This window comes from Microbacterium sp. NPDC056057, assembly GCF_042266945.1.
GTDB lineage: Bacteria > Actinomycetota > Actinomycetes > Actinomycetales > Microbacteriaceae > Microbacterium > Microbacterium trichothecenolyticum_C.
Genome location: NZ_JBHJWS010000003.1, coordinates 835,966 through 862,100 on the forward strand (window position 1 = coordinate 835,966; position 26,135 = coordinate 862,100).

Sequence of the window (26,135 nt, forward strand, 5' to 3'; positions counted from 1 at the left end):
CTTGTGCACGTCCTATCCGTCAGCTCGCTCAAGGGTGGCGTCGGCAAGACGACCGTGACTCTCGGACTCGCGTCGGCGGCTTTCGCCCGCGGTGTCCGCACGCTCGTCGTCGACCTCGACCCGCAGTCCGACGTCTCGACGGGCATGGACATCCAGGTGGCCGGCCGCCTGAATGTCGCAGATGTCCTCGCCAATCCCAAGGAGAAGACGGTCCGTCAGGCCATCACCTCCAGCGGTTGGGCGAAGGTGCACCCGGGCACGATCGACGTCATGATCGGCAGCCCGTCAGCCATCAACTTCGACGGGCCCCACCCGAGCGTCCGTGACGTCTGGAAGCTCGAAGAGGCGCTCGCCACCATCGAGGCGGACTACGACCTCGTGCTCATCGACTGCGCGCCGTCGCTCAACGCCCTCACGCGCACCGCGTGGGCGGCCTCCGACCGCGTGATCGTCGTGACCGAGCCGGGACTCTTCTCCGTGGCGGCCGCCGACCGCGCCCTGCGTGCGATCGAAGAGATCCGCCGCGGCCTCTCCCCCCGCCTTCAGCCGCTGGGCATCGTGGTCAACCGCGTGCGCCCGCAGTCGATCGAGCACCAGTTCCGCATCAAGGAGCTGCGCGACATGTTCGGCCCGCTCGTGCTGAGCCCGCAGCTGCCCGAGCGCACTTCGCTCCAGCAGGCGCAGGGCGCCGCCAAGCCGCTGCACATCTGGCCCGGCGACTCCGCCCAGGAGCTCGCCGCGGACTTCGACTCGCTGCTCGACCGCATCATGCGCACGGGCCGCATCCCGGTCCCGGAGGACTCGCGCTCCTGATTCACGGATGCTGCGTCCCGCAGCATCCGTCCCCTCCGCGGTTTCGCCGCCTCCCCCGCTTATCTGTTCGTTCGTCACAGATGTACGGCGAAACGCGATTCGGGCGTACATCTGTGGCGAACGAACAGCGGGTAGAGGGCGGGAACACGGCTGGTGCACGGCACCCGCCCCGGGACGTCAGCCTCGCGAACGGAGAAGCGCTCGCACGCGACCGATGAACACACCGGGCTCCAGGAAGAGCTGGTTGCGGGGGACGCGAACGACGCGCCAGCCGATGTCGGCGAGCTTCTCGTGCTTCTCGATGTCGCGCTGCCACTGCACGGGATCGGTCCGGTGCTGGTCGCCTTCGTACTCGATGGCGATCTTCCACTCCAGATAGACGAGGTCGACACAGCCGACGAACGTCCCCCGGTCGTCGTACACATCGAAGTCGAGGAGGGGTTCCGGCAGTCCCGCGTCCACGAGCGTGAGCCGAGCCCACGTCTCGGGCCGGGATGCCGCCCCCGGTCGAACAAGGGGCAGCGCGTCGCGCAGCGTGCGCACTCCGACTCGGCGACCCGCCATCATCGCTGCCGCAAGCCCCGCAATCGATCCCAGCGGTGGGTGCTCGACACGCCCGCTCGGACCAGGGATGCGCGGCGTCCGGACGATCGCATCGCCGACTGCGACCACGTCGTATGGGTGTCGCAGCATCACGGCCAGCATCGCCCACGTCGTCGCGGGGTCGGTGACCCGCAGGCCATGCTTCGGATCCGTCACTATCGTGACGAGGCTGGGTCGCACCTGATGCCCGGTCGCCCCTTGCACCCGCGTGGCGCGGCCAGGTGAGCTGACATGCAACTCCCTTGAAAGCGCTCCCCACGCAGGAAGTGGGAGACCCCAGATGATTGCGGCCGTGAGGTGGCTGAAGTATTCCGTCCGGTGCATATGCAGAGACCAGTGTGAGGCTGAGCGCAGGATCTGCTGCCGGGCGAGCTCGAAATCATCGGCGTGAGCGTCCGCGTCGTCCACCCGAGGAGCGCGCACTCCGTGGAACGGCCGGTCGAACTGCCCGCCATCGATCCATCGGCGCGATCTCCCCGATTTGCGCGCATCGTGGACCAGGAAGCCCTGCTCTGACGGTTGTTGATCCACGGTTCCACCGTGTCGGATGTCGCGCATCGGCGTTGCGTTCTATCCACAGCCCCGCACCCCGCGGCACATCTCCCCCTTGGTTCGTTCGTCACAGATGTACGCCGCATCGTCCGCCACGTGTACATCTGTGACGAACGAACAGTTGGGACGGCGCACACGGGAGCCCACGAGCTGCGGGGCGGTCGGCGCCGCGGGGACGGATGCTGCGTCCCGCAGCATCCGGGAGTCACCACTTTGCTCACGGAATGAGCACATTGCGCTAGTTGTGCACGTGCGGGTGGGCTCGACTTGCCATTCGTCGCGATTTCGCTGACCATATCGCCATGGCATCGATGACGCTGCACCCTGACAGCCTTGCCGTGCACGCCGGCCGCGACGATCTCGCGAGCCTGGGCGTTCACGCTCTCCCCCTCGACCTCTCGTCGACCAATCCCCTGCCGGGCATCGAGCTCGGTGGCATGTCGTACGAGGTCCTCGCGACCGGCGGCCACCCCTTCGAGGGCGGGTCGAACGTCTACGCGCGACTGTGGAACCCCACGGTCGCGCGCTTCGAGGAGGCTCTGGCGCGTCTCGAGCACGCCGAAGAGGCGGTCGCGTTCTCGTCCGGCATGGCCGCCGTCACCGCCGTGCTGCTGGCTCTCACTCACGAGTCCCAGAAGCGCCACGTCGTGGCCGTGCGTCCGCTGTACGGCGGCACCGACCACCTGCTCGCGTCGGGCCTGCTCGGCGTCGAGACGACGTTCTGCTCCCCCGACGACGTCGCCGCAGCACTGCGCGACGACACCGCGCTCGTCGTGCTCGAAAGCCCGGCGAACCCGACGCTCGAGCTCGTCGACATCCGCCGGGTGGCCGCGGCCGCAGGCGAGGTCCCGGTGCTCGTCGACAACACCTTCGCGACCCCCGTGCTGCAGCACCCGCTCGACCTCGGCGCGTCGCTCTCGCTGCACAGCGCGACGAAGTACCTCGGCGGCCACGGCGACGTCGTGGGCGGCGTCGTCGCATGCGACGCGCGACTCGCCGCGGCACTGCGGCGCACACGCGCCATCACCGGCGCGATCATGCATCCCCTCGCGGCGTACCTGTTGCACCGCGGCCTGGCGACCCTCCCGGTGCGCATGCGCGCCCAGCAGGACGGCGCGCGCGTCGTCGCGGAATGGCTGCTCTCACGCCCCGAGGTCGCACGCGTGCACTTCCCCGGGTTCGCCGACAGCGATCCCCGAGGCCTCATCGGCACCCAGCAGTCGGGTCCGGGCGCGATGATCGCGATCGAGCTCGCCGACGGCTTCGACGCCGCGGCGGCGCTGACGGCATCCGTCCAGCTCTTCACCCACGCCGTGTCGCTCGGCAGTGTCGACTCGCTCATCCAGCACCCTGCGGCGCTCACCCACCGGCCGGTCAGCGCCGACGCGAAGCCCTCGGACGCGCTCGTGCGCCTCTCGATCGGCCTGGAGGATCCGGCCGACCTCATCGCCGACCTCGATCAGGCCCTCACCGCTACCGCGGGCGTGCGCGAGCGGGTGGAGTCCGCGCTGGGCTGACCCGGAACGGAGCGGTGCGGCGCGCCTTACGCGGAGCGTGCGGCGCGACGCACCGCGAGCTCGTCCATCGCGTCGGGCTTCTCGACTTCGAACTCGAGGAGCTTCGATTCGACCTCGCGCAGCACCTTGCCGACGGCGATGCCGAAGACGCCCTGACCGCGGCTGACGAGATCGATGACCTCGTCGTTGGACGTGCACAGATAGACGGATGCCCCGTCGCTCATGAGCGTCGTGCCCGCCAGGTCGCGGATGCCGGCGGCGCGCAGCTGGTCGACCGCCGTGCGGATCTGCTGCAGCGAGATGCCGGTGTCGAGCAGGCGCTTGACGAGCTTCAGCACGAGGATGTCGCGGAAGCCGTACAGTCGCTGCGAGCCCGATCCGCTGGCCCCGCGGACGGTCGGCTGGACGAGCTCGGTGCGGGCCCAGTAGTCGAGTTGGCGATAGGTGATTCCGGCGGCCTTCGCCGCGGCCGCGCCGCGGTAGCCGACCTCGTCATCCATCGCGGGAAGACCGTCGGTGAAGAGGAGTTCTGCACTGAACGGTTCGCCTGGAGCAACGTCTCCGGTCATGCTCGTTCCCCCCTCCGGATCGAATAGTTCCACGCTAGATCAGCCTCCCCCCCGCGGCAATGACATCCGGCGTTCGGGGGTCGGCGTGTCGCGCACTTCGACGATCCGCGTGGCCGGAAACCCTCGAACTGCTCGCGCGACGAAGTCGGGCTCAGGACAGCATGCGGTCGAGCGCCGCCCGCACGAAGATGGCCCGCACATCGTCGAGGCGCCGGGTCAGTTCGGGCGCCAGCTCGCCGGCGCGGCCGCGGGACGAGGCATCCGTCCGGCGCAGCAGCGGTGCGAGAGCCGACTCGACGAGCGCGACATCGCGTTCGGCGCTCTGCCGGAGGGCGCGGACGTGGCGCGGCTCGATGCCGTGGCGGTCCAGCGCGACGAGTGCGCGCAGCAGCGTCACCGACTGCTCGGTGTACGACTCGGCGCCCGCGAGGATGCCGGTGCTGATGGCGTCGTTGAGCAGCTGCGGCGCGGCGCCGGCGGCCGACAGGAGCTCGTCGCGGCGGTACCGGCGCGGCGCGGGCACGATGGACGGCGGCGGCACGGCGGTCGGCGTCGCAGGATCGCGACCGGCGTCGACGTCTTCGAGGTAGTCGCGGATGACCGACAGCGGCAGGTAGTGGTCGCGCTGCAGGGTGAGGGCGAGGCGCAGGCGCTCGAGGTCGTCCTGCGAGAACTTGCGGTAGCCCGACTCCGTGCGCAGCGGTGTGATGATCCCCTGGACCTCGAGGAAGCGCAGCTTGCTGGAGGTCAGTGACGGGAACTCGGGCGACAGACGCGCGAGGACCTGACCGATGCTGAGAAGACCCGCGGACGACGCCCTGTCACGGGCGGAAGCCGCGGGCATCAGGCCTCCGTCGCCCTGGAGAGGTCAGCCGGTGAGACGAAGAAGTTGAGGCGGAACTTGCCGATGCGCACCTCGGCGCCGTTGGTGAGCGCGGCCCTGTCGACCCGCTCGCCGTTCACGTAGGTGCCGTTCAGCGAACGCTGGTCGACGAGCTCGAAGGCGGTGCCGGTGCGGTTGATCTCCGCGTGGCGACGCGAGACGGTGACGTCGTCGAAGAAGATGTCGGCCTCGGGATGCCGCCCCACGGACGTGACGTCGGCATCGAGCAGGTAGCGGGCGCCTGCGGTGGGTCCGGAACGGACGAGCAGCAGGGCTGCGCCGGACGGAAGGGCGTCGATCGCGTCGAGCTCGGCCTCGCCGAGCTCGCTGCCGAAGGGCACGAACGACAGGTCGGAGTCGTGGCCGAACGTCTGCGTCGTGTCGGCGGCGCGGTCGGACTCGTGTGCGTCAGACCCTGCGGCCCGGCGGATGTCGCCCTGATCGGGTCGGCGGTCGTGCTCCACGGTTTCCTCCTTCGTCCGGCCAGCCTATCCGATCGCCCCCGGCTCGGAAGAGGACGTTCGCCGTTCCCGCAATGTTTCGCCGCGTGTCACTCGACATGCGGGCCGCAAGGCGGTCCTTCTACCCTGGCAGGACCGGCAAAGATCCGTTGACCAGAAGGAGATCACCGTGTCGAGCCCGCACAGCCACATCCCGCCCCTCGAGGTGCGCGAGGCTGCGGCGTGCATGTGCGACCACGGTGACACCTGCTCGTCCTACGCCCCCGGTCACGCGCTGCACCTGATCCAGGCGCGCCTCGCTTCGGCGACGCCGTCGGACTGGGCGGACGCGATCGTCGAGGCCTCCGACGAGCGCTCGGGCTTCGTGATCGTCCGCACGCTCGCCGACTGGACCCCGGTCGCCCTCTGGAACGGCACCGGCGCTGCCGCGGCCGCGACGCCCGGCACGCCGGTCGCGCTCCACGAGCGCTACCACGTGCTCGCCGTCGGCGGCGCGCGGTTCAACGTCCTCCGCGGCTGAGCCGGGCAGGCCGCACCGCGGTCAAAAGAAAGCGACGAGCGTCAGCTCATCGCCATCATCATGTCCTTCATGGCCATGCAGGCGTCCATGCACGCCTTGCACGCCTGAGCGCACATCTTGCAGACCTCGCTGTGGTCCGCGTGCTCCATGCACTCGTCCATCGTAATCTGGCACATCGCCATGCAGGCGTCGAGCATCGACATCATGGTCGCCGGGTTCATGCCCTGCATCCGCATCATGGCGCGCATCATCGTGTTGCACATGTCGGCGCAGTTCATGCATGCGGGAGCGCACGACATCATCTGCGTGGAGCACACCGTGCATGCCTGCTCGCAGGCCGAGCAGGCGTCCATACAGGCCTGCATGACCGACATGTCCATCGCCTGCATGCCGGGCATCGACATCATGTCCTTCGACATGGCGCCCATCATCATCTGATCCATCTGCCGCATCCTTCCGCGTGTGGGGACGACGGGCAGGGGGCCCGCCAATCGCCAGGCTAGACCTCGGGAGGCCCTCAGCAAAGAGCCGGATAGGCTCGATCAGGTGATGTCACAAACTCTTCAAAAGCCGCTTCCAGCCCGGGTCTGGGCATTCCTCGCCGCACTGCTCGTCGCCTTCGGCGTCGTCCTCGCGACCGCATCTTCCGCGCAGGCGCACGACGAACTGCTGGGCAGCGACCCCGCCGCCGACAGCACGCTCGACGCCCTTCCCGCGCAGCTGACCCTCACGTTCAGCGCCGAGATCGCCGACGACGCCGGCGCTTCGGTCGTGGAGGTGACGGATGCCTCGGGCGCGTCGCTCGTCGACGGCACGCCGACCGCGCAGGACAACGTGCTGACGCAGCCGCTCACGGGCGAGGCATCCGGTGCCGTCACGGTGCTGTGGAAGGTCGTCTCGAGCGACGGGCACCCCATCTCGGGCGAGTTCACCTTCACGGTCGCGGGCGCACCGACGCCGACCGAGACGGCCACCCCGACGCCCACCGAGACCGCGGCGCCGCCCCAGTCCGCCGAGCCCACGCCGACAGTCACGAGCGAACCTGTGGCGGACGAGGGATCGAGCGCGCTGCCGTGGATCATCGCGGGCGTGCTGGCCCTCGCGCTCATCGCCGCGGTCGTGTACCTCCTGGTCTCCCGCGCCCGCCGCGAGAAGGCCCTCGCGAACGGCGCTGCCGGCCCTGCCGACGGCACCTCGCAGCCCGACTCCGTGCCCCCCACCGACCGATAGGCTTGAGACCATGCCTCATTACGACGTCGCCATCCTCGGCGCGGGGCCCGGCGGCTACGTCGCAGCCGTCCGCGCTTCGCAGCTCGGCCTCAAGGTCGCCATCATCGAAGAGAAGTACTGGGGCGGTGTGTGCCTCAACGTCGGCTGCATCCCCTCGAAGGCTCTGCTCAAGAACGCCGACCTCGCGCACCAGTTCCACCACAAGGCCGACCTGTTCGGCATCTCGGGTGACGTGCGCTTCGACTTCGGAGTCGCCTGGGACCGCAGCCGCAAGGTGGCGGACACCCACGTCAAGGGCATCCACTACCTGATGAAGAAGAACAAGGTCGACGAGTACGAGGGTCGCGGGTCGTTCGTCGACGCGAACACGATCGACGTCAAGAAGGCCGACGGCACCACCGAGCGCGTCACCTTCGACAACGCGATCATCTCGACCGGCTCGAAGGTGCGTCTGCTCCCGGGCGTGCAGATCGGTGGCAACGTCGTGACGTACGAGGAGCAGATCCTCGCCCGCGACCTGCCCCAGTCGATCGTCATCGTCGGCGCCGGCGCCATCGGCATGGAGTTCGCCTTCGTGATGGTGAACTACGGCGTCAAGGTCACGATCATCGAGTTCCTCGACCGTGCGCTGCCCAACGAGGACGCGGACGTCTCGAAGGAGATCGCCCGCCAGTACAAGAACTACGGCGTCGACATCCTCACCTCGACCAAGGTCGAGACGGTCACCGACCAGGGCGACAAGGTCACCGTGACCTACACCGCCAAGGACGGCAGCCAGGGCTCCATCGACGCCGACAAGGTCATGATGTCGATCGGCTTCGCCGCCAACGTCGAGGGCTTCGGTCTCGAGAACACCGGCGTGAAGCTCACCGACCGCGGCGCGATCGACATCGACGACCACATGCGCACCAACGTGCCGCACATCTACGCGATCGGCGACGTCACCGCGAAGCTGCAGCTCGCGCATGTGGCCGAGGCGCAGGGCGTCGTCGCCGCCGAGACCATCGGCAAGGCCGAGACCATGACGCTCGGCGACTACCGCATGATGCCGCGCGCCACGTTCTGCTCGCCGCAGGTGGCCTCGTTCGGCCTCACCGAGCAGCAGGCGCGCGACGCCGGCTACGACGTCAAGGTCGCGAAGTTCCCGTTCTCGGCGAACGGCAAGGCGAACGGCCTGGGCGAGCCCATCGGCTTCGTCAAGCTGATCGCCGACGGCGAGCACCTCGAGCTGCTCGGCGGCCACCTCATCGGCCCCGACGTCTCGGAGCTTCTGCCCGAGCTCACGCTCGCGCAGAAGTGGGACCTCACCGCTCTCGAGGCGGCGCGCAACGTCCACACGCACCCGACGCTGTCGGAGGCCGTGCAGGAGGCCTTCCACGGCCTCGCCGGCCACATGATCAACCTCTGATCAGCTGACGCGAAACGCCCCGGACCTTCTCGAAGGTCCGGGGCGTTCTCGTGCGTTCAGGCGCCGAGCGTGCGGGCGAGTTTGGAATCGGATGCCGCGGCCCGGCCGCCTGCGGCCTGCACCGCGGCTTCGGCGGCTGTGAGCAACGCCGCGCGCTCCTCGTCCGAGGCGGGGGCGGCGGGTCCGAGTTCGAACTCCCACTCGCGCCAGGACCGGTCCGTGCCGGAGCGCTCGTCGGTGGCTGTCACGTGGTCGTCGACGAACTCCGCCACGAGGCGGCCGTGCTCGTCCTGCAGCGCGAAAGCGGTACGGCTGTTGCGGATGCGCGCGATCGGCGCGAAGTCCGACGCACTGGCGATCTTCGAGACCGCGTCGGCGACAGCATCCGGGATCTCATGCACCGGGCCGATCGGCCAGTGCAGCTCGATCCGGCCGCCGTCGGCACCGCGCGGGCCCTTGATGTGCCAGCCCTCGTCGGGTCCGCCGGTGCGGTGGCGCACCGCGTAGCCGGCGTGCGCGAGCGCGAGATCGTCGCTGTCGAGGTAGGTGGCGTCGAGCTGACGCAGCTCGGGGTCGCCGACGTGCGCCACGCCGGGAAGCGCCGACCAGTCGGGCAGCGGCGTCGACTCGTCGACGTCGAACTTCAGCTCGACCTCGACGCTGTGCGACGCGCCGGCCGCACCGGCGTCGCCGGCTGCGTCGGGAGTACGGTCAGTCGTCACGACCGTCGGGGTTGGGATCGATGTCTTCGGTCGCCTCGATGTACACGAAGCGGGTCTCGGTCGGCCCGTCCTGGTCGCCCGTATGGGTCTCTTCGCCTTCGCGGCGGTAGACCAGCTGTCCTTCGCCGTAGGGGACGATATACGAGTCGGAGACGGTCGGGTCGAGCGGAATGATCTGTCCGTCGAGGGGTCCGCCGTGCAGTCGTGCGATTGCCATAGCGCCAGCGTAGACCCGGCACCCGACGCGGGCCGCTCCCTGGCGATTCGCGGCACCCCGTGTCACGCGGGCGGCACTGTTGTTCACCGAAAGGGTGCAAGCGCTTCCAGCTTTTGCCCCTAGAATCGCGAGCGTGAAGGCCATCCGAACGTTCACCGTCCGTCCCGTCCTCGCCGCATCCCTCGCCCCGCTCGACCGCCTCGCCTCCAACTGGCGCTGGTCGTGGAGTCGTGCGACGCACGCGCTATTCGCCTCGATGGATCCCGTCCTGTGGGACGAGATCGGCGCGAACCCGGCACGGATGCTCGGCGCACTGGGCCAGGAGCGCCTCGACGAGCTCGCGCGGGACGAAGAGTTCGTCGCCCGTGTGCGCGAGGAGGACGAGCGCCTCACCGCCTATCTCGACGGCGACCGCTGGTTCCAGCAGCTCGAGGGCGACAAGCCCGTGCACATCGCGTACTTCTCCCCCGAGTTCGGCGTCGACGGCTCGCTGCCGCAGTACTCCGGCGGCCTCGGCATCCTCGCCGGCGACCACCTCAAGAGCGCGTCCGACCTGGGTGTGCCGCTCACGGGCGTCGGCCTCTTCTACCGCGCCGGCTACTTCCGCCAGTCGATCGGAGACGACGGCTGGCAGCGCGAGAGCTACCCGCTGCTCGACCCGTACGGCCTCGGGCTGACGCTCCTGCGCAACCGCGAGGGCGCCCCCGTAGAGATCGCGCTCGACCTGCCGGGCGACCGCCGCCTGCACGCGCGCGTCTGGGTCGCCGACATCGGCCGCATCCCGCTGCTGCTGCTCGATTCCGAGACGCCCTCGAACACCGACGAGATGCGCCGCGTCACCGACCGCCTCTACGGCGGCGGCGGCGAGCACCGCCTGCTGCAGGAGCTGCTGCTCGGCGTCGGCGGCGTGCGCGCGGTGCGCGCGTGGTCGGAGCTGAACGGCCGCCCCACCCCGGACGTCTATCACACCAACGAAGGCCACGCCGGGTTCCAGGGACTCGAGCGCATGTCGGAGCTCATCACCCACGACGGGCTGAGCTTCGACGAGGCTCTCGCACAGGTGCGCGCCGGCACGGTCTTCACGACCCACACGCCGGTGCCCGCGGGCATCGACCGCTTCCCCCGCGACCTCATCGCGGACTTCCTCTCGAGCGGCCTGTTCCAGGGTCTCGACGCCGGCCGCGCGATCTCGCTCGGCCTCGAGACCTGGGAGGGCGGCGACCAGGGCGTCTTCAACATGGCGGTGCTCGGCCTGCACCTCGGCCAGCACGCCAACGGCGTCTCGGTGCTGCACGGCGAGGTCAGCCGTGGCATGTTCGGCATGCTGTGGCCGGGCGTCGACACCGACGAGGTGCCGATCACGTCGATCACCAACGGCGTGCACGCTCCGACCTGGGTGCACCCCGCGCTCAAGGCCGTGAGCGAGCGCGCGTGGGGCGATGCGCACACCGACACGCACGACTGGACCGACCGGAACGTCGTCAGCGACGCCGAGCTGTGGGGCGTCCGCCAGCAGATGAAGGGCGAGCTCGTGGCCGAGGCGCGGCGGCGGGTGGCAGCATCCGTCTCCAACGGTCACACCCCGTCGTGGGTCGAGGACCTGCTCGACCCGGAGGTGCTGACGATCGGCTTCGCGCGCCGCGTACCGACGTACAAGCGCCTGACGCTCATGCTGCGCGACCCCGAGCGGCTGACGCGTCTGCTCACCGACCCCGAGCGCCCCGTGCAGATCGTGATCGGCGGCAAGTCGCACCCGGCCGACGACTCCGGCAAGATCCTGATCCAGCAGCTGGTGCGCTTCAGCCGCGACCCGAAGGTGCGCGGGCGCATCGTGTTCCTGCCGGACTACGACATCACGCTCGCGAAGGACCTCTACCCCGGCTGCGACGTGTGGCTCAACAACCCGCTGCGCCCGCTCGAGGCATGCGGCACGAGCGGCATGAAGGCCGCGCTCAACGGCGCGCTCAACCTCTCGATCCTCGACGGGTGGTGGGACGAGTGGTACGACGGCGAGAACGGCTGGGCGATCCCCACCGCCGACACCGCGGCGAACGACGAGGAGCGCGACGACGACGAGGCGGCGGCCCTCTACGACCTCATCGAGCACCAGCTGGTGCCGCGCTTCTACGAGCGCGAAGGCGGCATTCCGCTCCGCTGGCTCGACATGGTGCGCCACACCATGACCGAGCTCGGCAAGAAGGCGACGAGCGACCGCATGGTGCGCGACTACGTCCAGCGTCTGTACGTGCCGGCGGCGGCGCACGACGTCGCGCTGCGCGCGAACGGGTTCCTCGAGGCGCGCGCAGTCGCCGCATTCGTCAGCCGCGTGCGCGAAGCGTGGGGCCGCGTGTCGATCGCGAGCGTCGACAGCTCGGGCATCCCGCAGCAGGCGCAGGCCGGCGACACCCTCGAGGTGCGCGCCGACGTCCGCCTCGACGGACTCTCGCCCGACGATGTCGCGGTCGAGCTGCTGTACGGCGCGACGAACGAGGACGACGCGCTGTCGCGCGACCACTCGGTGTACCGCCTCTCCCCCGGCGCGTCCGCCGCCGACGGCGCGACGGTGTTCAGCGGCACCCTCCCGCTCGGCGTGACCGGCACCTTCGGCTACACCGTCCGCGTGCGCCCCGCGCATCCGCAGCTGGTGTCGCCGGTGGAGCTCGGCCTCGTCACCTACGCCTCGTAGGACTTCGCACACGGATGCCTCGGCCCGGCTCACTGCGCCGGGCCGAGGCATCCGTCGTCTCGCGGTGCAGTGGGCGTGCACAGAATCGGAGGTTCCGCGCGACACGCGGGTTCCGACTTCCGGTAGCCGGCGTGTTGCCGAAAGCCTCCGACTCTGTGTTCCGGACCGACTCCAGGCACCCTGCGCAAAGAATCGGAGGCTTCGCCTGACACGCCGGGGAGCGGATGCTGCCACCCGGCGTGTCGCCGACACCTCCGATTATGTGCACGCTCAGGCGAGGTGCAGCCCGCGGTCGACGAGGCCGAGGATGGCGAGTTCGACGGTCTCCCAGTCGTGGACGACCAGGGCATAGTCGAAGCGCAGCGTGACGAAGCCCCACGCCGCTGCGTTCGCGTCGCGCACGAGGTCCTTGTGGCGATGCGACTCGCCGTCGTGGTTGGGCGCGCCGTCGACCTCGACGATCAGGCGCTCGCCGATCACGAAGTCCACCCGGCCGACCGAGGTGATCGACTGCTGCGTCCGCACACTGAGCCCGCGACGCCGAAGCCGCCACCGCAGCAACGACTCGAGCCCGCTGTCGGCATCGCTGCGAGCGAATGCGATCGCCTCCCTCGCGTCGGCGTTCGTGCTCCGCCGCACCCACTCGAGGTCGGTTTTCGACAGCGTGCGTCGCCGCAGAGCCGACTCCAATGCCACGAAGAACGCCTCGAGCCCTTGGCACCGCAGGATCTGCCGCAGGACGACCCGAACCGACGGCACACCGAAAGCGCTGCGTTCGTCGTCGTCCGGGTCGCTCCAGTGCGCGACGCACGAGCATTCCGGGTGCGAAAATGCACGCCCGTGGGCGCGAAGTCCCACGTGCAACCCGTCGCCGTGCTCCGCGACCCAGAGCCCGAGGTGTTGTGCCGCGCTCACGCAGGCGACCCAGCCGCCGTGCGCCGCCGCGGTCTTGATGTCCGCACACACGCCGACGCGCTCGTACACTCCTCGACGGGGCGAGATCAGTGAGCCATCCGCGAGCCCTTCGGTGATCTTCGACCTCGAGAATCCCGACGCTCTCAGCTCTCGATACGTCGTGACGGCGGGCGGAGAGGCGGTGCACATGCGGCCAGACTCGCGGGCGCAGCATCCGCCGTCCGCGCATTCCACCGGAATTGGGAGTGCCCGGCGAACCCCGCCACGCTGTGGAGGAGGCGCACAGAATCGGAGGTTTCACCCGACACGCCGCGAAACAGATGCTGCCATCTGGCGCGGCGAACAAGACCTCCGACGCTGTGCTCGGGCCCGGGGGGCCAGGATGCACAGAATCGGAGGTTCCCTACGACACGCCGGGAAACGGATGCTGCGACCCGGCGCGTCCCGGCAGACCTCCGATTCTGTGCTCGCGGGGCGACGCACATTAAATCGTTCCAATGTGCGCGGTCGGGCGGTTGACCCGCACGAGGTCGCTGACTAGGGTCGTGCGGGAAAACGTATTCCTTACGTTGACAACGATGAAGGCCCGTCCCCACACGGGCCGCAACCTCGGGAGAGCGATTCGACGATGAATCTCCGCAGCACCTCTGTCCGCGCGCTCGTGGCCGGCTCGGCCGCGTGCGCACTCACACTCGGACTGGCGCAGCCCGCGCTGGCCGAGCAGGCCTCCCCCGCCGGCGCCCAGCTCGAAGCCCTCGACCGCGGCCTGGTCGCCGTGTCGACGGGTGAGGGCGTGTTCCTCAGCTGGCGCCTGCTCGGGACCGAAGCCGGTCCCGCGACCGAGACCGGCGTGAGCGGCCCGTCGTTCGCGGTGTTCCGCGACGGCGAGCGCATCGCCACGGTCGACGACAGCACGAACTATGCCGACGCGGACGGGTCCGCAGCATCCGTCTACACGGTCGCTCCCGCCTGGAACGACGTGACCGGCGAGCAGTCCGCGCCCGTCTCGGTGTGGGGCGACGGGTTCTACGACCTGCCGCTGCAGAAGCCGGCCGGCGGTGTCACCCCCGCCGGCGAGGCGTTCACGTACTCCGCGAACGACGCGTCGGTGGCCGACGTCGACGGCGACGGCGCGTACGAGTTCGTCGTGAAGTGGGACCCGTCGAACTCGAAGGACGTGTCGCAGAAGGGCTACACGGGCAGCGTCTATGTCGACACGTACGAGCTCGACGGCACGCTGCTGAACCGCATCGACCTGGGTGTGAACATCCGCGCGGGCGCGCACTACACGCAGTTCATGGTCTACGACTTCGACGGCGACGGCCGCGCCGAGACGATGCTGAAGACGGCGCCCGGCACGACCTCGATCCGGTACAACGCCGACGGCTCGGTCGCGGCCGAGGCCGGCATCACGATGCTCGCCGAAGACCTCGCGGCCGGCTACACCGCCGCCGACGACTACCGCCTGAGCGCCGCCGACTACCGTCAGCACCTCATCGAGATGTTCGAGGGCTGGTCGGAGCACCCCGAGGTCGTGGCGGGCAACTGGCCGGCGACCCTCGAGGAGGCGTTCGGCATCCCGGTGACGCACGAGTACCCGCTGTCGACCGCGTCGGCGACCGAGCTCGTCGACTACTTCATCACCACGTACGCACCGAGCCGCAGCGCGCGCAACGACCTCACGACGTTCGAGGGCTTCATCGTCGACGGTCCGGAGTACCTCTCGGTCTTCGACTCGGCCACCGGCGAAGAGCTCGAGACCGTGCGCTACGAGCCCGGCCGCGACGACGACGGGCTGCTGTGGGGAGACTATGCGATGGCCCGCATCGAGCCGGGCAACCGCGTCGACCGCTTCCTCGCGGGCGTCGCGTACCTCGACGGCACGCACCCGTCGGCGGTCTTCGCGCGCGGCTACTACACGCGCACGACGATCCACGCCTACGACTGGGACGGCGAGCACCTGAGCACGCGCTGGGCGATCGACAGCGGCCACGTGCCGATGACGAACCCGTTCAACGACGGCCCGCACGGTCGCGACGGCACCGACCCGGTGTACGGCTCGATCACCACGCAGGGCTTCCACTCGCTGAGCGCGGCCGACGTCGACGGCGACGGCAAGCACGAGATCGTCTACGGCTCGGCCACGATCGACGACGACGGCGGACTGCTGTACAGCTCGTTCGATGTGCTCCCCGCCGACAGCGCCGCGCCCGGTGAGAACGTGCGCCTCGGCCACGGCGACGCGATGCACGTCACCGACATCGACCCGAACCGCCCCGGTCTCGAGATCTGGACGGCGCACGAGGGTGCGACGTTCGCCCCCTACGGCTCGGCGATGCGCGACGCCGCGACCGGCGAGGTGCTCTTCGGCGCATACTCGGGCCGCGACACGGGCCGCAGCATGATCGGCGACGTGCGCGCCGACGTGCCGGGCCTCGAGGTGTGGGCGAGCATGCCCAACGGCACGGAGGGATCGGGCCTGCTGAGCGCGACGAACACGCCGCTCGCAGCATCCACTCCCGGAACCAACCAGTCGATCCGCTGGGCCGCCGACATGACCACCCAGATCGTCGACGGCGCTCTCGAGGTCACACCGACGATCAAGGATTGGACCCGCGGCACCGTGCTCACCGCCACCGGCACGCGCACGAACAACGGCACCAAGGGCAACCCGTCGCTCGTGGCCGACGTGTTCGGCGACTGGCGCGAGGAGCTGCTCGTGCGCACGGTCGACTCGAGCGCACTGCGCATCTACACGAGCACGGAGGTGACGACGCACAAGCTGCCGACGCTCATGCACGACGTGCAGTACCGCGCCGAGGTGGCCCGCCAGAACACCACCTACAACCAGCCGTCGTACACGAGCTACTACTTCGCGAGCGACATGGACTTCGCGAACGTGCCCGTGCTCACGACCGCGGCGACGCCCGGCGCGCCGAAGTTCACCGACCCGAAGGGTTCGAACTCGGACCACGTCGTCGTCACGCCTGACAAGGCGTTCGACTACTACGTCAACGGCGTGAAGGCTGAGAAGCCGCTGGTCAAGGTTCCCGCGGGTTCGAGGGTGCAGGTCACCGCGGTCCCGAAGGCCGGCTTCGCCGTCGCCGCGGGCGCCGTGTCGACCTGGACGCACCAGTTCAGCAAGTAAGGATCGACGGATGCCTCGGCCCGGCGCGCTGCGCGGGGTCGGGGCATCCGTGTTCCCGCCGTAGGCTGGTGCGGTGAAGCCGTTCGTCCTCCTTGCGACCCGTGCCGAGGACGTGCCGGCCGACGAGGAGTACGCGCTCTTCCTGCGGTACACCGGCCTCTCCCCCGACGAGCTCATCCGCGTGCGACTCGAGGCCGAGCCGATGCCGCAGATCGACCTCGATGAGGTGTCGGGCATCTTCGTGGGCGGCGGGCCGTTCAACGCGTCCGACCCGCTGGAGAAGAAGTCGCCGACGCAGCGGCGGGTCGAGCAGGAGTTCGGCATCCTCCTCGACGAGGTCGTCGCGCGCGACTTCCCGTTCTTCGGCGCCTGCTACGGCGTCGGCACGCTCGGCGCCCACCAGGGCGCGGTGATCGACCGCACGTACTCCGAGCCGATCAGCGTCGTGCCCGTGACGATGACCGAGGCCGGGGAATCCGATCCCCTGCTCGCCGGTCTCCCCGAGACCTTCGGCGCCTTCGTCGGACACAAGGAGGCGATCTCGCAGCTGCCGCCGTCGGCGACGCTCCTGGCGTCGTCGCCGACGTGCCCGGTGCAGATGTTCCGGGTCGGCGAGAACGTGTACGCGACGCAGTTCCACCCCGAGCTCGACGTCGAGGGCATCACGACGCGCATCCACGCCTACGCCGGCTACGGCTACTTCGCCGCCGACGAGCTCGAGCTCACGCTGGCGGCTGTCCGCCGCGCGGCGGTCTCGCACCCGAGCCGCATGCTCCGCACCTTCGTCGAGCGCTACGCGCGCTGAGCCCTTCGCACCGCCCGAGCGCGGTGGTACGCTCCCCGCACCGGCTGCCTCCGCCTGGGGAGATCGAGGTGCGTCATGGGTTCGAAGAAGCTGCTCATCACGGGTGCCGTCATCGCTGTCGTGGCCTCGGCCGCGATCATCGTGCCGGCCGTCGCGTCGGGCGTTCCGCTCGCCCGGGTGCTGCCCGCAACGAGCGTCGTCGCACCGGATGACTCGCCGGGAGCACAGGGCAACGGGAAGGCGTGGGGTCACCACAAGGACGACCCCGCGTTCCCGGGCGACAACGGCAACGCCTGGGGGCACCACAAGGATTCGCCTGACTTCCCCGGGAACAAGGGCGACCGCGGCGACGAGCAGGAGGGCCCGGGCAACGGGAAGGGCAAGGCCTGGGGCCACCACAAGGACGACCCCGACTTCCCCGGTGACAACGGCGAGGACGAGCAGAACGACGAGTAGTCGCGGCGCGCACGCTGCGGTCAGTCGGTCGGCGCCGTCACGATTCGGGAGACGGATGCCTCGCCCGCCGGCTCGACCGATTCCAGCGCCGGGCCGAGACCGATGTCGACCAGGACGATGTCGCCGGCGAGTTCGGGCCCGCGTCCGGTCACGAGTCCGGCCTTCACCGCGCCGAACGTGACGGTGACGGATGCTGCGAGCACGGCGTCGTCGGCGACGCCCGTGTCGGGGTGCAGACCGCTGGGGATGTCGACGGCGATGACCCGCGGCATCCGTCCTCCTCGTCGGAGGTCGTCGCGGATCGCGGTGACAGCGCCGCGTGCCCGGCCGCGCAGGGCCGGATCGCTCGCGGCGCCGATGCCGAGGATGCCGTCGATCACGAGCGCGTAGTGGCGCACGGCGTCGTCGACCTCGGGGAGGTCGACGCGGCGGACGCCGGCGGCGACGGCGGTGGCGAGGGCGGTGACGTGGAAGCGCTCCGAGACGAGCAGCGCGTCGACGTCGGCGATGCGGGAGAGGTGCGCGGCGGCGTAGAGGGCATCGCCGCCGTTGTCGCCGGAGCCGACGAGGACGAGCACCCGCGGCCGCAGGGCGACGGGCGTCTCGCGGATCACGGGTTCGAGCACGCCGGTCAACGTGACGACGGTCTCGGGCGTCGCAAGCTCGGCCTGTACGACGTCGGCGAGGGCGGCTGCGGCACGGCGCATGAGCGGGACTCCGGCGTCGAGCAGGGGGCGTTCCGCCGCACGCACCTGTTCGGCGGTGAACGTGGGAACGCGCGCGCTCATGTCGACTGGTGCTTCTGTGCGGCGAGCTTCTCGCGCTCGACGTCGGCGCGCGCGTGCTCGAGCTCTTCGGTGGCCACGCGCACAGCATCCTCCGCCTGACGCACGCGTCGCAAGGCGAACGTCGGAGAGCCGAACCGCTCGCGCACGCGGTCGACGCGCTGGCGCTCGCTCACGATGATCCAGGTCGACGCGAGGAGGATGACCTGCGCCGAGAGGTTGAGCCACAGCAGCAGCGCGATGAGCGAGGCGAACGATGCCAGCAGCGGATTCGCGCCCGCCCCGGCGACGAAGAGGGACGAGAGCTGCTGCAGTACCGTCAGCCCGACCGCGCCGATGACGGCGCCCGACCACAGCGACCCTGGGTGCGTCTTGACGCCGCTGAGCGACACGAACGCGACGGCGACGATCGCCATGTCGAGGAGGAACACGACGACGATCGAAACCGAGCGGGTGGCAAAGTCGGCGACTCCGGTGTGAGTGATCCCGAGCCAATCGAGCACCGCCCCGACGAACGTGGTGCCGATGAACGTCGCACCGGCCGACAGCACGAAGCCGCCGCCGATCGCGATGGCGAGGAGGAAGTTGCGCAGGATCACCCAGATCCAGAAGACGTCGTCGTGCACCTTGTCGGCGAGCGTGCGCAACGCGACGCGCAGCGACCCGATGGCGCCGATCGCCGCGCCGACGAGACCGACGAGCGCGATGATGCCGGCGATGGTCAGGCCCGCGGGCGCTTCGATGGTGCTGACGTCGATGAGGCCGTCGTCTCCTGTTCCGAGCAGGCCCGGGATCGCAGCATCCACCGTGTCGATCAACGACTGCCACGCCGCAGGGTTGTCGGCGAGCCACACGGAGGCGAACGAGAAGCCGAGCAGGACCCCCGCGAACACCGAGAACAGCGACCGGTACGTGATGCTGTCGGAGAGCATGGGACCGCGGCGTTCGAGGTAGTGGAACCAGACGCGCACCGGTCGGAGGGAGAGTGCCCAGGCCGTCAGCTTCGCGATCAGGTCCGCCATGGCATGACCTTATCGAGCGCGCGCGGACGAGCAGCCCAGGGTTGACGCGCGCCACATAGTATGTGCTTGGGGATAGGGGTGTTGCCGTGAGAGGTCTTGCACAGACGCTGGTGCTCACAGGAGCAGTAAGGGCTGCCGACATGTCGGCCGCCCTCGCTCAGGTGGGCGAAGGTCCGGAGCTGCAGCGATTGCTGGTGAGCTCGAAGCTGGTCACCGAGGGTCAGGTCGCCGAGGCGATCGCCCTGCACACGGGCCACCGTTACGTCGACCTCGCCGAGATGCCGCTCGACCCCAACGTGGTCGCCCTCGTGCCGGGCAATCTGTGCCGCAAGTACGGACTGATCCCCGTCGACCGGCGCGGCGAACGCCTCACCGTGGGCGTGCTCGACCCGACCGACATCGTCGCGCTCGACGACGTCGCCTCGATCACGGATCTCTTCGTCGAGCCTGTCGTCGTCGCCGAAGACGCGCTGCTCAATATGTTCGAGCGGTTCCTCCGCTCGGACGAGGAGCTCAGCGAGCTGTCGATGACGATCGAGGAGTCGAGCGAGGCCAACCAGGCCGCGTTCACCGAGAGCCTCGAGGAGCAGGACGACACCGCCCCCATCGTGCGGTTCGTGAACCTGCTGATCGCGCAGGCCATCAACGACCGCGCGAGCGACATCCACGTCGAGCCGGGCGAGAAGCAGCTGACCGTGCGGTTCCGCATCGACGGCGTGCTCCACGAGATGCAGAAGGCCGACCGCGCCATTCAGGACGGCATCATCTCGCGCCTCAAGATCATGTCGTCGATCGACATCGCCGAGAAGCGCAAGCCGCAGGACGGCCGCCTCTCGGTCACGCACGAGAACCGCACCGTCGACCTCCGCGTCGCGACGCTTCCCACCGTGTGGGGCGAGAAGATCGTCATGCGAATCCTCGACAACACCGGCCAGACGATGAGCATGCGCGACCTGCTGTTCTCGAGCACGAACGAGAAGCGGTTCCGCGAGGCGATCACGAAGCCGCACGGGATGATCCTGGCTACGGGGCCGACGGGGTCGGGCAAGTCGACGAGCCTGTACACCGCGTTGCGGTCGATCGCGAACCCGAAGATCAACGTCATCACGGTGGAGGACCCGGTCGAGTACCGCATCGCCGGCATCAATCAGGTGCAGGTGAACAACCGCGCGGGCCTGACGTTCGCGACGGCGCTGCGTTCGATCCTGCGGTCGGACCCGGATGTGGTACTCGTCGGCGAGATCCGCGATTTCGAGACGGCGAACATCTCCATTGAGGCGGCGCTGACGGGGCACTTGGTGCTGTCGACGCTGCACACGAATGATGCGCCCTCTGCTTTGACCCGGCTTACCGAGATCGGGTGCGAGCCGTTCCTGGTCGCGACGGCGTTGTCGGCTGTGATTGCGCAGCGCCTCTCGCGGCGGTTGTGCATGCGGTGTCGCGAGCCGTTGGTGGAGACCTCGGAGGTACTGAACGCCCTCGGCTTCCCTCACGACCCTGCGGATGTGCCTGAGCTGTACAAGGCGGTCGGATGCCCCGCCTGTAGCGGCACCGGATACCGCGGGCGTGTTGCCCTGCACGAGATCATGACGCTGAGCGACGAGATCGAGTCGCTGGTCGTGACGCGGTCGACCGGGTCGGAGATCCGTCAGGTGGCGCTCGAGCAGGGGATGATCTCGCTCCGCGAGGACGGATGGTCGAAGGTTGCGCAGGGGCTGACGACTATTGAAGAGGTGCTGCGCGTCACGGTCTGAGCTGCGGCTGTCCCGGGCCGCGTCGGGTTCCTACGCTCCCGGCCGGCGGTCCCCTTTCCCGGTCGTTGAGCGAGCGAGGAACGAGCGAGACGAAACGCGCCGAACCCGGCGCAAAGCCCAACGACCGGCGCCCTGCGCGCCGGCCGTTGAGTGAACCCTGATCCAGCTACTGCTTTGCGAGCTCGGCGTAGAGAGTGAAGATCGGCAGATAGAGCGAGATCACCATGCCACCGATGACGACGCCGAGGCAAACGATAAGAATCGGCTCGATCGTCGACGACAGCTGAGACGTCGCGGTCTCGACTTCGTCCTCGTAGAAGTCCGCGATCGACGCGAGCATGTCGACCAGTGTGCCCGACTCCTCACCGACCGACACCATCTGCGGGACCATCGCGGGGAACACATCGGCCTTGGCGAGCGGCGCGGCAAAAGAACGACCCTGCCGAATCGACTCCTGCACGTCACGCACGGCCTGCTCGATCTTCCAGTTGTTGGAGGCTTGCCCGACTATCGCGAGTGCCTGGATGATCGGAACTCCCGCGTTCAGCATCATCGAAAGGTTTCGCGAGAAGCGCGCGACGGAGATCTTGGTCGTGAGCTTCCCGAACACGGGCATCTTCAGCTTGATCGGATCGATGAAACGACGGTACTGCTCCGTGTGACGGTTCGCCCGCCACCAAATCACCGCGACAATGACCACGAGAATGATCGTCGGCAGCGCCCACCACATGTTGTTCGAGATGTTCACGAGAATCTGCGTGGGAAGTGGCAATTGTGATCCGATCCCCTCGAACATGTCTCGGAAGATCGGCACGACGAAGGTCACCATTACAAGCACGCCAATTATCGCAATGACAAGCACAATGGCTGGGTAGGTAACGGCGGCGCGCACTTTGTTGTGCAGCTCGGCCTCGCGCTGATAGTTGTCGGCGATCGAGCCGAGCGCGCCTCCGAGGAACCCGCCGGCCTCGCCGACTTTCACAATCGACAGCATCAGCGGCGGGAACGTCTGAGGATGCCTCGCGAGCGCGGCCGAGAACGACGAACCGGACTCGACATCGGCCTGTACCTGCACGAGAGCGGGCTGCAGTTTCTTGTCGTCGGTCTGGTCGATAAGGATTGCCAGCGTCCGCATCAGAGGTAGGCCCGCGTTGATGAGCCCGGCCATCTGACGCGAGAACACGGCGAGTGTTCGCGCCGAGACCGTCTTGGTCACGCTCGGGAGCTTGATCTCTCGGTTGAGGCCGGTGTTCGATTTAAGCGTGACTTCGAGCGGCGTGAGGCCCTGAGCTTTCAGTTTGACTGTGACTGCCGACTCGCTGGCCGCTTCGATCGTGCCTTTGACGACTGATCCCGCCCGCGAGTCGACGGCCCGGTAGACGAACTCCTGGACGACGGCCATCTCAGCCCTCCTCGTTCGCGGTGGTCCACGCTTCGAGATCCTCGATCCCACCCCACTCGACGTCACGCGCGGTGGGATCGACGCGACCGCCGACGGTAGGCGTGCCGAAGCGCGATCCCATGCCGATACCTGTCCCAACCGCGGCGTCGGCAGCAACGGCGGCCGCAGGATCTGCTTGCCGCCACTCGCCGGCGTGGTGCGCCCACTCCTCCGCGTCCAGGTCGCGCGGTTTGATGTAAACCCCATCCAGGCTCTTAGGGTCAACCGCGAAGTCCATCGCCACGTTGCGCGCGATCGTGCCCTCGGCGACGAGACGCCGGAGGTCCTGGTCGAGCGTGTGCATGCCGATCTCGGAACCCGCCTGCATCGCCGAGTAGATTTGCGCGACCTGGCCCTCGCGGATCATGTTGGCGACCGCCGGGGTGTTGATGAGCACCTCGGTCGCGATTGTGCGTCCGTTGACCTGGGCGAGCGGCAGCAGCGTCTGGCTGATGATGCCCTGCAGCGTGTCACCGAGCTGGGTGCGGATCTGGTGCTGCTGGTCCGCCGGGAACACATCAATGATGCGATTGATGCTCTTTGCGGCGCCCTGCGTGTGCAGGGTCGAGAGCACGAGGTGACCGGTTTCGGCCGCCGACAGCGCGGTGCGAATCGACTCGGGGTCTCGAAGCTCGCCGATGAGGATCACATCGGGGTCCTGACGGAGCACGCGGCGGAGCGCCTCGGCGAACGAGTTCGTGTCCCGGCCGACCTCGCGCTGGTGGACGAGGGACCGCTTGGACTGATGGTGGAACTCGATCGGGTCCTCGATGGTGACGATGTGCGCCGGCACGAGCTGGTTGACGATGTCGACCATCGCCGTAAGCGTCGTCGACTTGCCAGAACCGGTCGGGCCCGTCAGCAGAACGAGTCCTCGCGGACGCAGGGCCAGGTCTCGCGCAATCGTCGGTGCACCCAACTCCTCGAGCGAGTACACGCGATCGGGGATATAGCGCAGCGCGACCGCGATCGAGCCGAGCTGGCGGTACACATTGGTACGGAAGCGGCCGATGCCCGGCGTCGCGTGGGCGAGGTCGACCTCGCCGTGCTCGAGAAACTCGGCGCGCTGTCCTTCGGTCATGAGGTCGAACGCGGTGCGCTCCACCCACTCGTCCGAAAGCGCGTCCGGGTAGCCCGGTACCGGCACGAGATCGCCGTCGACGCGCAACAGCGGCGGCGCTCCGGCGGTGATGTGCACATCGGATGCGCGGTGTCGCGCACCACGTGCGAGGAGCGTTTCAAAGTCCAGATCTTCCATCGTCCTCACCCTTCCGCATCTACGTAGGTCAGGGCCGAGATCTGGACATCGATGCCGCCCTGGCCACTCGGCGCCATCGTCACGGTGATGCTGTTGAGGAGACGGGGACCTGCCCGAAGCGCGTCCAGGAAAGCCGTCCCCTGTGCGATGTCGGCCGACCGTGCGCTGATGACGAAGTCGACCTGCTGCCGCCCTGCCTGAGCGGGCGTGTCGGGAGTGGTCTCCGCTTCCGTCGTCGTTCCGTTGGTCACATCCGTCGCCGCGCCCGTTGTTTCAGGCGTCGGGGCAGGCGCGGCGGCAGCCGCGTCGCTCTCAGTCGCGCCGGCACGCGGCGTGAAGGCAGCTTGATCGCCGGCCGTGACCGCCGTGATCAAGACGCCGGATGTCTCCGCGGCATGGGCAACTACCTCGAAGACGTCATCCAATTGGCCCGTTGCCGGGATCTGAGACCGCAGTTCGGCGACGTTGGCCTTGATCTCGTCGAGGTTCTCCTGCTGCGCAGTGAGGCTGTCCACTTGCGCCTGGTACAGGGCGTTCGTACTCGCGACGGTCGCGGTCTGACCGTCGACGGCGACCGCTTGGAAGTACAGCGGCATGGCGACCAGGAACACACCGAGCGCAATCACGCCGAGTGAGACGATGAGCCCAATGGCGGTGACGATGTGCTTCGGCATCACTCGCCCCCCTCTTCGGCGGCGTACTCATTCGAGTACACAGTCTGATCGAACTGAACCGTGAGCAGGTATGTGTAGCGACCGCCCGTAGTCGGATTGGTTGTCACTGACTGTCCGTCCGCGTAGAACACACCCTCGACGCCGCGAAGCGATCGGATTAGCGGGACGATGTCGATCGGCGTCGGGCTGTCGAACGTGACCGTGCCGACGAGACCCTGTTCCGAAGTCGGATCGTCTCCTTGGGGTGCCCCACCCACAGTGAGGTCGACGCCCGTGATCGCAGTGTCTGCGGGAAGCACGCTGCTGATCTTGCTGATCACCGGAGCCCAGGCGAGATCCGTCGTCATGGCGTCGGTACGATAGTCCGTCAATTCGGACTCCGTTGCGATCGCCTGGCTCACCTCGGAGAGCGAGGCGATCTCGGTCAGGAGGGCGTTCGTACGGACCTGCTCAGCAACGAGTCGCTGATCGGCGAAGAACTTGAAAGCGAAGGCGCCGGCGATGATGAGGAAGGCGACAACGATCGCACCTAGGACGATCCAGACCCACAGCCGCACGAGTTGATCTCGCTCGCGCCGCGCGACCTCGCTGCGCGGCATGAGGTTGACGCGGGGTGCTCCCGAGAACGGGACGGGAATGGCGGTCATTTCGACGCCTCCCCGAGCGCGATGCCGACGGTACCGACGAGGTTGAGCGCAACCTCACCGGCAGGTGGAGGCGCAGACATCGAGATGACGTCGCCGAGCGAAACCAGTGCCATCGGTGTGTCGATCGCTGCAGCCAGCGAGGGCATCACCCCTTCTACCGTGGCCCCGGCGCCTGTCACAAACACTCGGCTGAGCGGCACCGAGGTGGCGCGGCTACCGAAGAAGGCGAGCGTGCTGCGCAGGCGAGCTGCGAGATCCGAGACGCCGGGCGGGGTCTCCGCGCGGATCGAACCCCGAGTGCGACTGGGGACCGTGAGCCCCGTCCCTCCCCCGAGGCCACTGCCGGCGACAGCAAGCTCCAACTCCGGCTCGACGAGAGCACCGTTGTGGCGACGCGTGGCAGCCGTCGCGACGTCGATCGGCAGCAGCCGCACGAAGAGCGGCACGCCGCCCCGCGAGATCACCACCTGAGTGGTGTGATCGCCGATATTCACGGTCGCGACAGTCTCTTCGGGCGACGCAAGCGGTGCGGTAACCCGCGCAAGACCGAATGCTGCGAGATCGACGGCTTGAGCGCGCACCTTCACCTTCGCGAGAGTTGAAATGATCTGCTCGATGTTCTCCGATACCGCCGCGACGAGCAGGCCCGAGACCTGGTCGCCCTCCTGCGAGAGGGGAAAGAAGTCGAGCACCGCCTGGCTCGCCGGCACCGGCAGCAGATCCTGCACCTGGTATGGCAGAGCTTCCCGCAACAGATCAGGCCGCATCGCCTGAGTCGTGTACTCGCGCACCAGGATGCGGCGGCTGGCGACGCCGAGCACGGCGGCCTTGCTCTTGAACTTCGCGCCGGTCCACAGCTGCCGAAGTGCGACGGCGACGGCGCCCGCGTCGAGCACCTCCGAGTCGCGCGCTGCTTCGGGCGGCAGCGGTACTTCGCCGTACGCAACGAGCTGGGGTTTGCGACCGAGCGAGATCTCCGCAGCGCGGACGCTCTCTTCGGTCACCTCCAGCCCCACGATGGTCTTCCCCATGATTTCCCCTTCCCCAAA

General features: G+C 68.6%; 25 protein-coding genes. 10 read left to right on the top strand and 15 right to left on the bottom strand.

Translation table 11 applies throughout. From position 1 onward, the window contains the following. Window positions 1-3: 3 nt before the first annotated feature. A complete protein-coding gene (locus ACFC1K_RS15880) occupies window positions 4-813 on the top strand; it encodes a ParA family protein (RefSeq protein WP_310290271.1) in 810 nt (269 codons plus the stop codon). A 177-nt stretch (window positions 814-990) separates the two neighbouring features. On the opposite strand, the gene ACFC1K_RS15885 is transcribed toward ACFC1K_RS15880, so the two are convergent. Next, on the bottom strand, window positions 991-1,974 hold the full coding sequence (locus tag ACFC1K_RS15885) for a DUF559 domain-containing protein (protein WP_375872320.1): 984 nt from the start codon (window positions 1,972-1,974) through the stop codon (window positions 991-993). A gap of 296 nt (window positions 1,975-2,270) precedes the next feature. On the opposite strand from ACFC1K_RS15885, the gene ACFC1K_RS15890 reads away from it, so the two are divergent. Next, complete coding sequence (locus ACFC1K_RS15890) at window positions 2,271-3,485, top strand: trans-sulfuration enzyme family protein (RefSeq protein ID WP_375872321.1); 1,215 nt, start codon at window positions 2,271-2,273, stop codon at window positions 3,483-3,485. A gap of 26 nt (window positions 3,486-3,511) precedes the next feature. Here ACFC1K_RS15890 and ACFC1K_RS15895 read toward each other — a convergent pair whose 3' ends face one another. The 3 genes from ACFC1K_RS15895 to ACFC1K_RS15905 form a co-directional block, all read right to left on the bottom strand. Further along, window positions 3,512-4,054 (bottom strand): MerR family transcriptional regulator, encoded by a 543-nt coding sequence (locus tag ACFC1K_RS15895; RefSeq protein WP_375872322.1) that lies wholly within the window; start codon window positions 4,052-4,054, stop codon window positions 3,512-3,514. A gap of 151 nt (window positions 4,055-4,205) precedes the next feature. Beyond that, window positions 4,206-4,898: a MerR family transcriptional regulator gene (locus ACFC1K_RS15900; RefSeq protein WP_310249566.1), complete on the bottom strand. Its 693-nt coding sequence runs from the start codon at window positions 4,896-4,898 to the stop codon at window positions 4,206-4,208. After that, on the bottom strand, window positions 4,898-5,401 hold the full coding sequence (locus tag ACFC1K_RS15905) for an FHA domain-containing protein (RefSeq protein ID WP_056367077.1): 504 nt from the start codon (window positions 5,399-5,401) through the stop codon (window positions 4,898-4,900). The genes ACFC1K_RS15900 and ACFC1K_RS15905 overlap by 1 nt, the downstream gene beginning before the upstream one ends. 166 nt (window positions 5,402-5,567) lie before the next feature. Between ACFC1K_RS15905 and ACFC1K_RS15910 the strand changes: the two genes are divergently transcribed. Beyond that, window positions 5,568-5,918, top strand: a complete 351-nt coding sequence (locus ACFC1K_RS15910; RefSeq protein WP_056367076.1) for a hypothetical protein — start codon at window positions 5,568-5,570, stop codon at window positions 5,916-5,918. 41 nt (window positions 5,919-5,959) lie between these two features. On the opposite strand, the gene ACFC1K_RS15915 is transcribed toward ACFC1K_RS15910, so the two are convergent. Beyond that, complete coding sequence (locus tag ACFC1K_RS15915; RefSeq protein ID WP_375872323.1) at window positions 5,960-6,361, bottom strand: hypothetical protein; 402 nt, start codon at window positions 6,359-6,361, stop codon at window positions 5,960-5,962. Window positions 6,362-6,467: 106 nt separating this feature from the next. Between ACFC1K_RS15915 and ACFC1K_RS15920 the strand changes: the two genes are divergently transcribed. Together ACFC1K_RS15920 and lpdA are read left to right on the top strand one after the other, a co-directional pair. Next, on the top strand, window positions 6,468-7,148 hold the full coding sequence (locus ACFC1K_RS15920; protein ID WP_375872324.1) for a copper resistance protein CopC: 681 nt from the start codon (window positions 6,468-6,470) through the stop codon (window positions 7,146-7,148). A 10-nt stretch (window positions 7,149-7,158) separates the two neighbouring features. Further along, window positions 7,159-8,556: a dihydrolipoyl dehydrogenase gene (gene lpdA, locus ACFC1K_RS15925; RefSeq protein ID WP_375872325.1), complete on the top strand. Its 1,398-nt coding sequence runs from the start codon at window positions 7,159-7,161 to the stop codon at window positions 8,554-8,556. 56 nt (window positions 8,557-8,612) lie between these two features. Here lpdA and ACFC1K_RS15930 read toward each other — a convergent pair whose 3' ends face one another. Further along, complete coding sequence (locus ACFC1K_RS15930; RefSeq protein WP_375872326.1) at window positions 8,613-9,278, bottom strand: CYTH domain-containing protein; 666 nt, start codon at window positions 9,276-9,278, stop codon at window positions 8,613-8,615. Further along, the gene (locus ACFC1K_RS15935; protein WP_310290250.1) at window positions 9,268-9,495 is read right to left on the bottom strand and encodes a response regulator; all 228 of its coding nucleotides are present in this window, start codon (window positions 9,493-9,495) and stop codon (window positions 9,268-9,270) included. The genes ACFC1K_RS15930 and ACFC1K_RS15935 overlap by 11 nt, the downstream gene beginning before the upstream one ends. 133 nt (window positions 9,496-9,628) lie before the next feature. Here ACFC1K_RS15935 and glgP point away from each other — a divergent pair, with 133 nt between their 5' ends. Beyond that, the gene (gene glgP, locus ACFC1K_RS15940) at window positions 9,629-12,181 is read left to right on the top strand and encodes an alpha-glucan family phosphorylase (RefSeq protein ID WP_375872327.1); all 2,553 of its coding nucleotides are present in this window, start codon (window positions 9,629-9,631) and stop codon (window positions 12,179-12,181) included. A gap of 270 nt (window positions 12,182-12,451) precedes the next feature. Here the strand turns inward: glgP and ACFC1K_RS15945 are convergent, their stop codons facing one another. Continuing rightward, the gene (locus ACFC1K_RS15945; RefSeq protein ID WP_375872328.1) at window positions 12,452-13,285 is read right to left on the bottom strand and encodes an endonuclease domain-containing protein; all 834 of its coding nucleotides are present in this window, start codon (window positions 13,283-13,285) and stop codon (window positions 12,452-12,454) included. Window positions 13,286-13,724: 439 nt separating this feature from the next. On the opposite strand from ACFC1K_RS15945, the gene ACFC1K_RS15950 reads away from it, so the two are divergent. The 3 genes from ACFC1K_RS15950 (at window position 13,725) to ACFC1K_RS15960 (ending at window position 17,505) form a co-directional block, all read left to right on the top strand. Then, entirely contained in the window at window positions 13,725-16,244 is a 2,520-nt protein-coding gene (locus ACFC1K_RS15950; protein WP_375872329.1) for a rhamnogalacturonan lyase, read from the top strand. Between the two features lie 73 nt (window positions 16,245-16,317). Beyond that, on the top strand, window positions 16,318-17,049 hold the full coding sequence (locus ACFC1K_RS15955; RefSeq protein WP_375872330.1) for a glutamine amidotransferase: 732 nt from the start codon (window positions 16,318-16,320) through the stop codon (window positions 17,047-17,049). Between the two features lie 75 nt (window positions 17,050-17,124). Beyond that, on the top strand, window positions 17,125-17,505 hold the full coding sequence (locus ACFC1K_RS15960; RefSeq protein WP_375872331.1) for a hypothetical protein: 381 nt from the start codon (window positions 17,125-17,127) through the stop codon (window positions 17,503-17,505). Window positions 17,506-17,525: 20 nt separating this feature from the next. Here ACFC1K_RS15960 and ACFC1K_RS15965 read toward each other — a convergent pair whose 3' ends face one another. Both ACFC1K_RS15965 and ACFC1K_RS15970 read right to left on the bottom strand, forming a co-directional pair. After that, window positions 17,526-18,293: an NAD(P)H-hydrate epimerase gene (locus ACFC1K_RS15965; protein ID WP_375872332.1), complete on the bottom strand. Its 768-nt coding sequence runs from the start codon at window positions 18,291-18,293 to the stop codon at window positions 17,526-17,528. Further along, on the bottom strand, window positions 18,290-19,312 hold the full coding sequence (locus ACFC1K_RS15970) for a YihY/virulence factor BrkB family protein (protein ID WP_375872333.1): 1,023 nt from the start codon (window positions 19,310-19,312) through the stop codon (window positions 18,290-18,292). The genes ACFC1K_RS15965 and ACFC1K_RS15970 overlap by 4 nt, the downstream gene beginning before the upstream one ends. 86 nt (window positions 19,313-19,398) lie before the next feature. On the opposite strand from ACFC1K_RS15970, the gene ACFC1K_RS15975 reads away from it, so the two are divergent. Further along, complete coding sequence (locus ACFC1K_RS15975; RefSeq protein WP_375872334.1) at window positions 19,399-21,066, top strand: GspE/PulE family protein; 1,668 nt, start codon at window positions 19,399-19,401, stop codon at window positions 21,064-21,066. Window positions 21,067-21,232: 166 nt separating this feature from the next. Here ACFC1K_RS15975 and ACFC1K_RS15980 read toward each other — a convergent pair whose 3' ends face one another. From ACFC1K_RS15980 to pilM, 5 genes are read right to left on the bottom strand one after another with little or no spacing between them, the layout of a single operon-like run. Continuing rightward, window positions 21,233-22,468, bottom strand: coding sequence for a type II secretion system F family protein (locus ACFC1K_RS15980; RefSeq protein WP_375872335.1), 1,236 nt, complete (start codon window positions 22,466-22,468; stop codon window positions 21,233-21,235). A gap of 1 nt (window position 22,469) precedes the next feature. Next, window positions 22,470-23,765 carry a type IV pilus twitching motility protein PilT gene (locus ACFC1K_RS15985; protein ID WP_375872336.1) on the bottom strand — a complete coding sequence of 432 codons (1,296 nt, stop codon included), beginning with the start codon at window positions 23,763-23,765 and terminating at the stop codon, window positions 22,470-22,472. A gap of 5 nt (window positions 23,766-23,770) precedes the next feature. Next, entirely contained in the window at window positions 23,771-24,439 is a 669-nt protein-coding gene (locus ACFC1K_RS15990; RefSeq protein ID WP_375872337.1) for a hypothetical protein, read from the bottom strand. Beyond that, window positions 24,439-25,086: a hypothetical protein gene (locus tag ACFC1K_RS15995; RefSeq protein ID WP_375872338.1), complete on the bottom strand. Its 648-nt coding sequence runs from the start codon at window positions 25,084-25,086 to the stop codon at window positions 24,439-24,441. Before ACFC1K_RS15995 ends, ACFC1K_RS15990 begins: the two co-directional genes overlap by 1 nt. Continuing rightward, window positions 25,083-26,117: a type IV pilus biogenesis protein PilM gene (pilM, locus tag ACFC1K_RS16000; RefSeq protein ID WP_375872339.1), complete on the bottom strand. Its 1,035-nt coding sequence runs from the start codon at window positions 26,115-26,117 to the stop codon at window positions 25,083-25,085. The genes ACFC1K_RS15995 and pilM overlap by 4 nt, the downstream gene beginning before the upstream one ends. Window positions 26,118-26,135 lie beyond the last annotated feature (18 nt).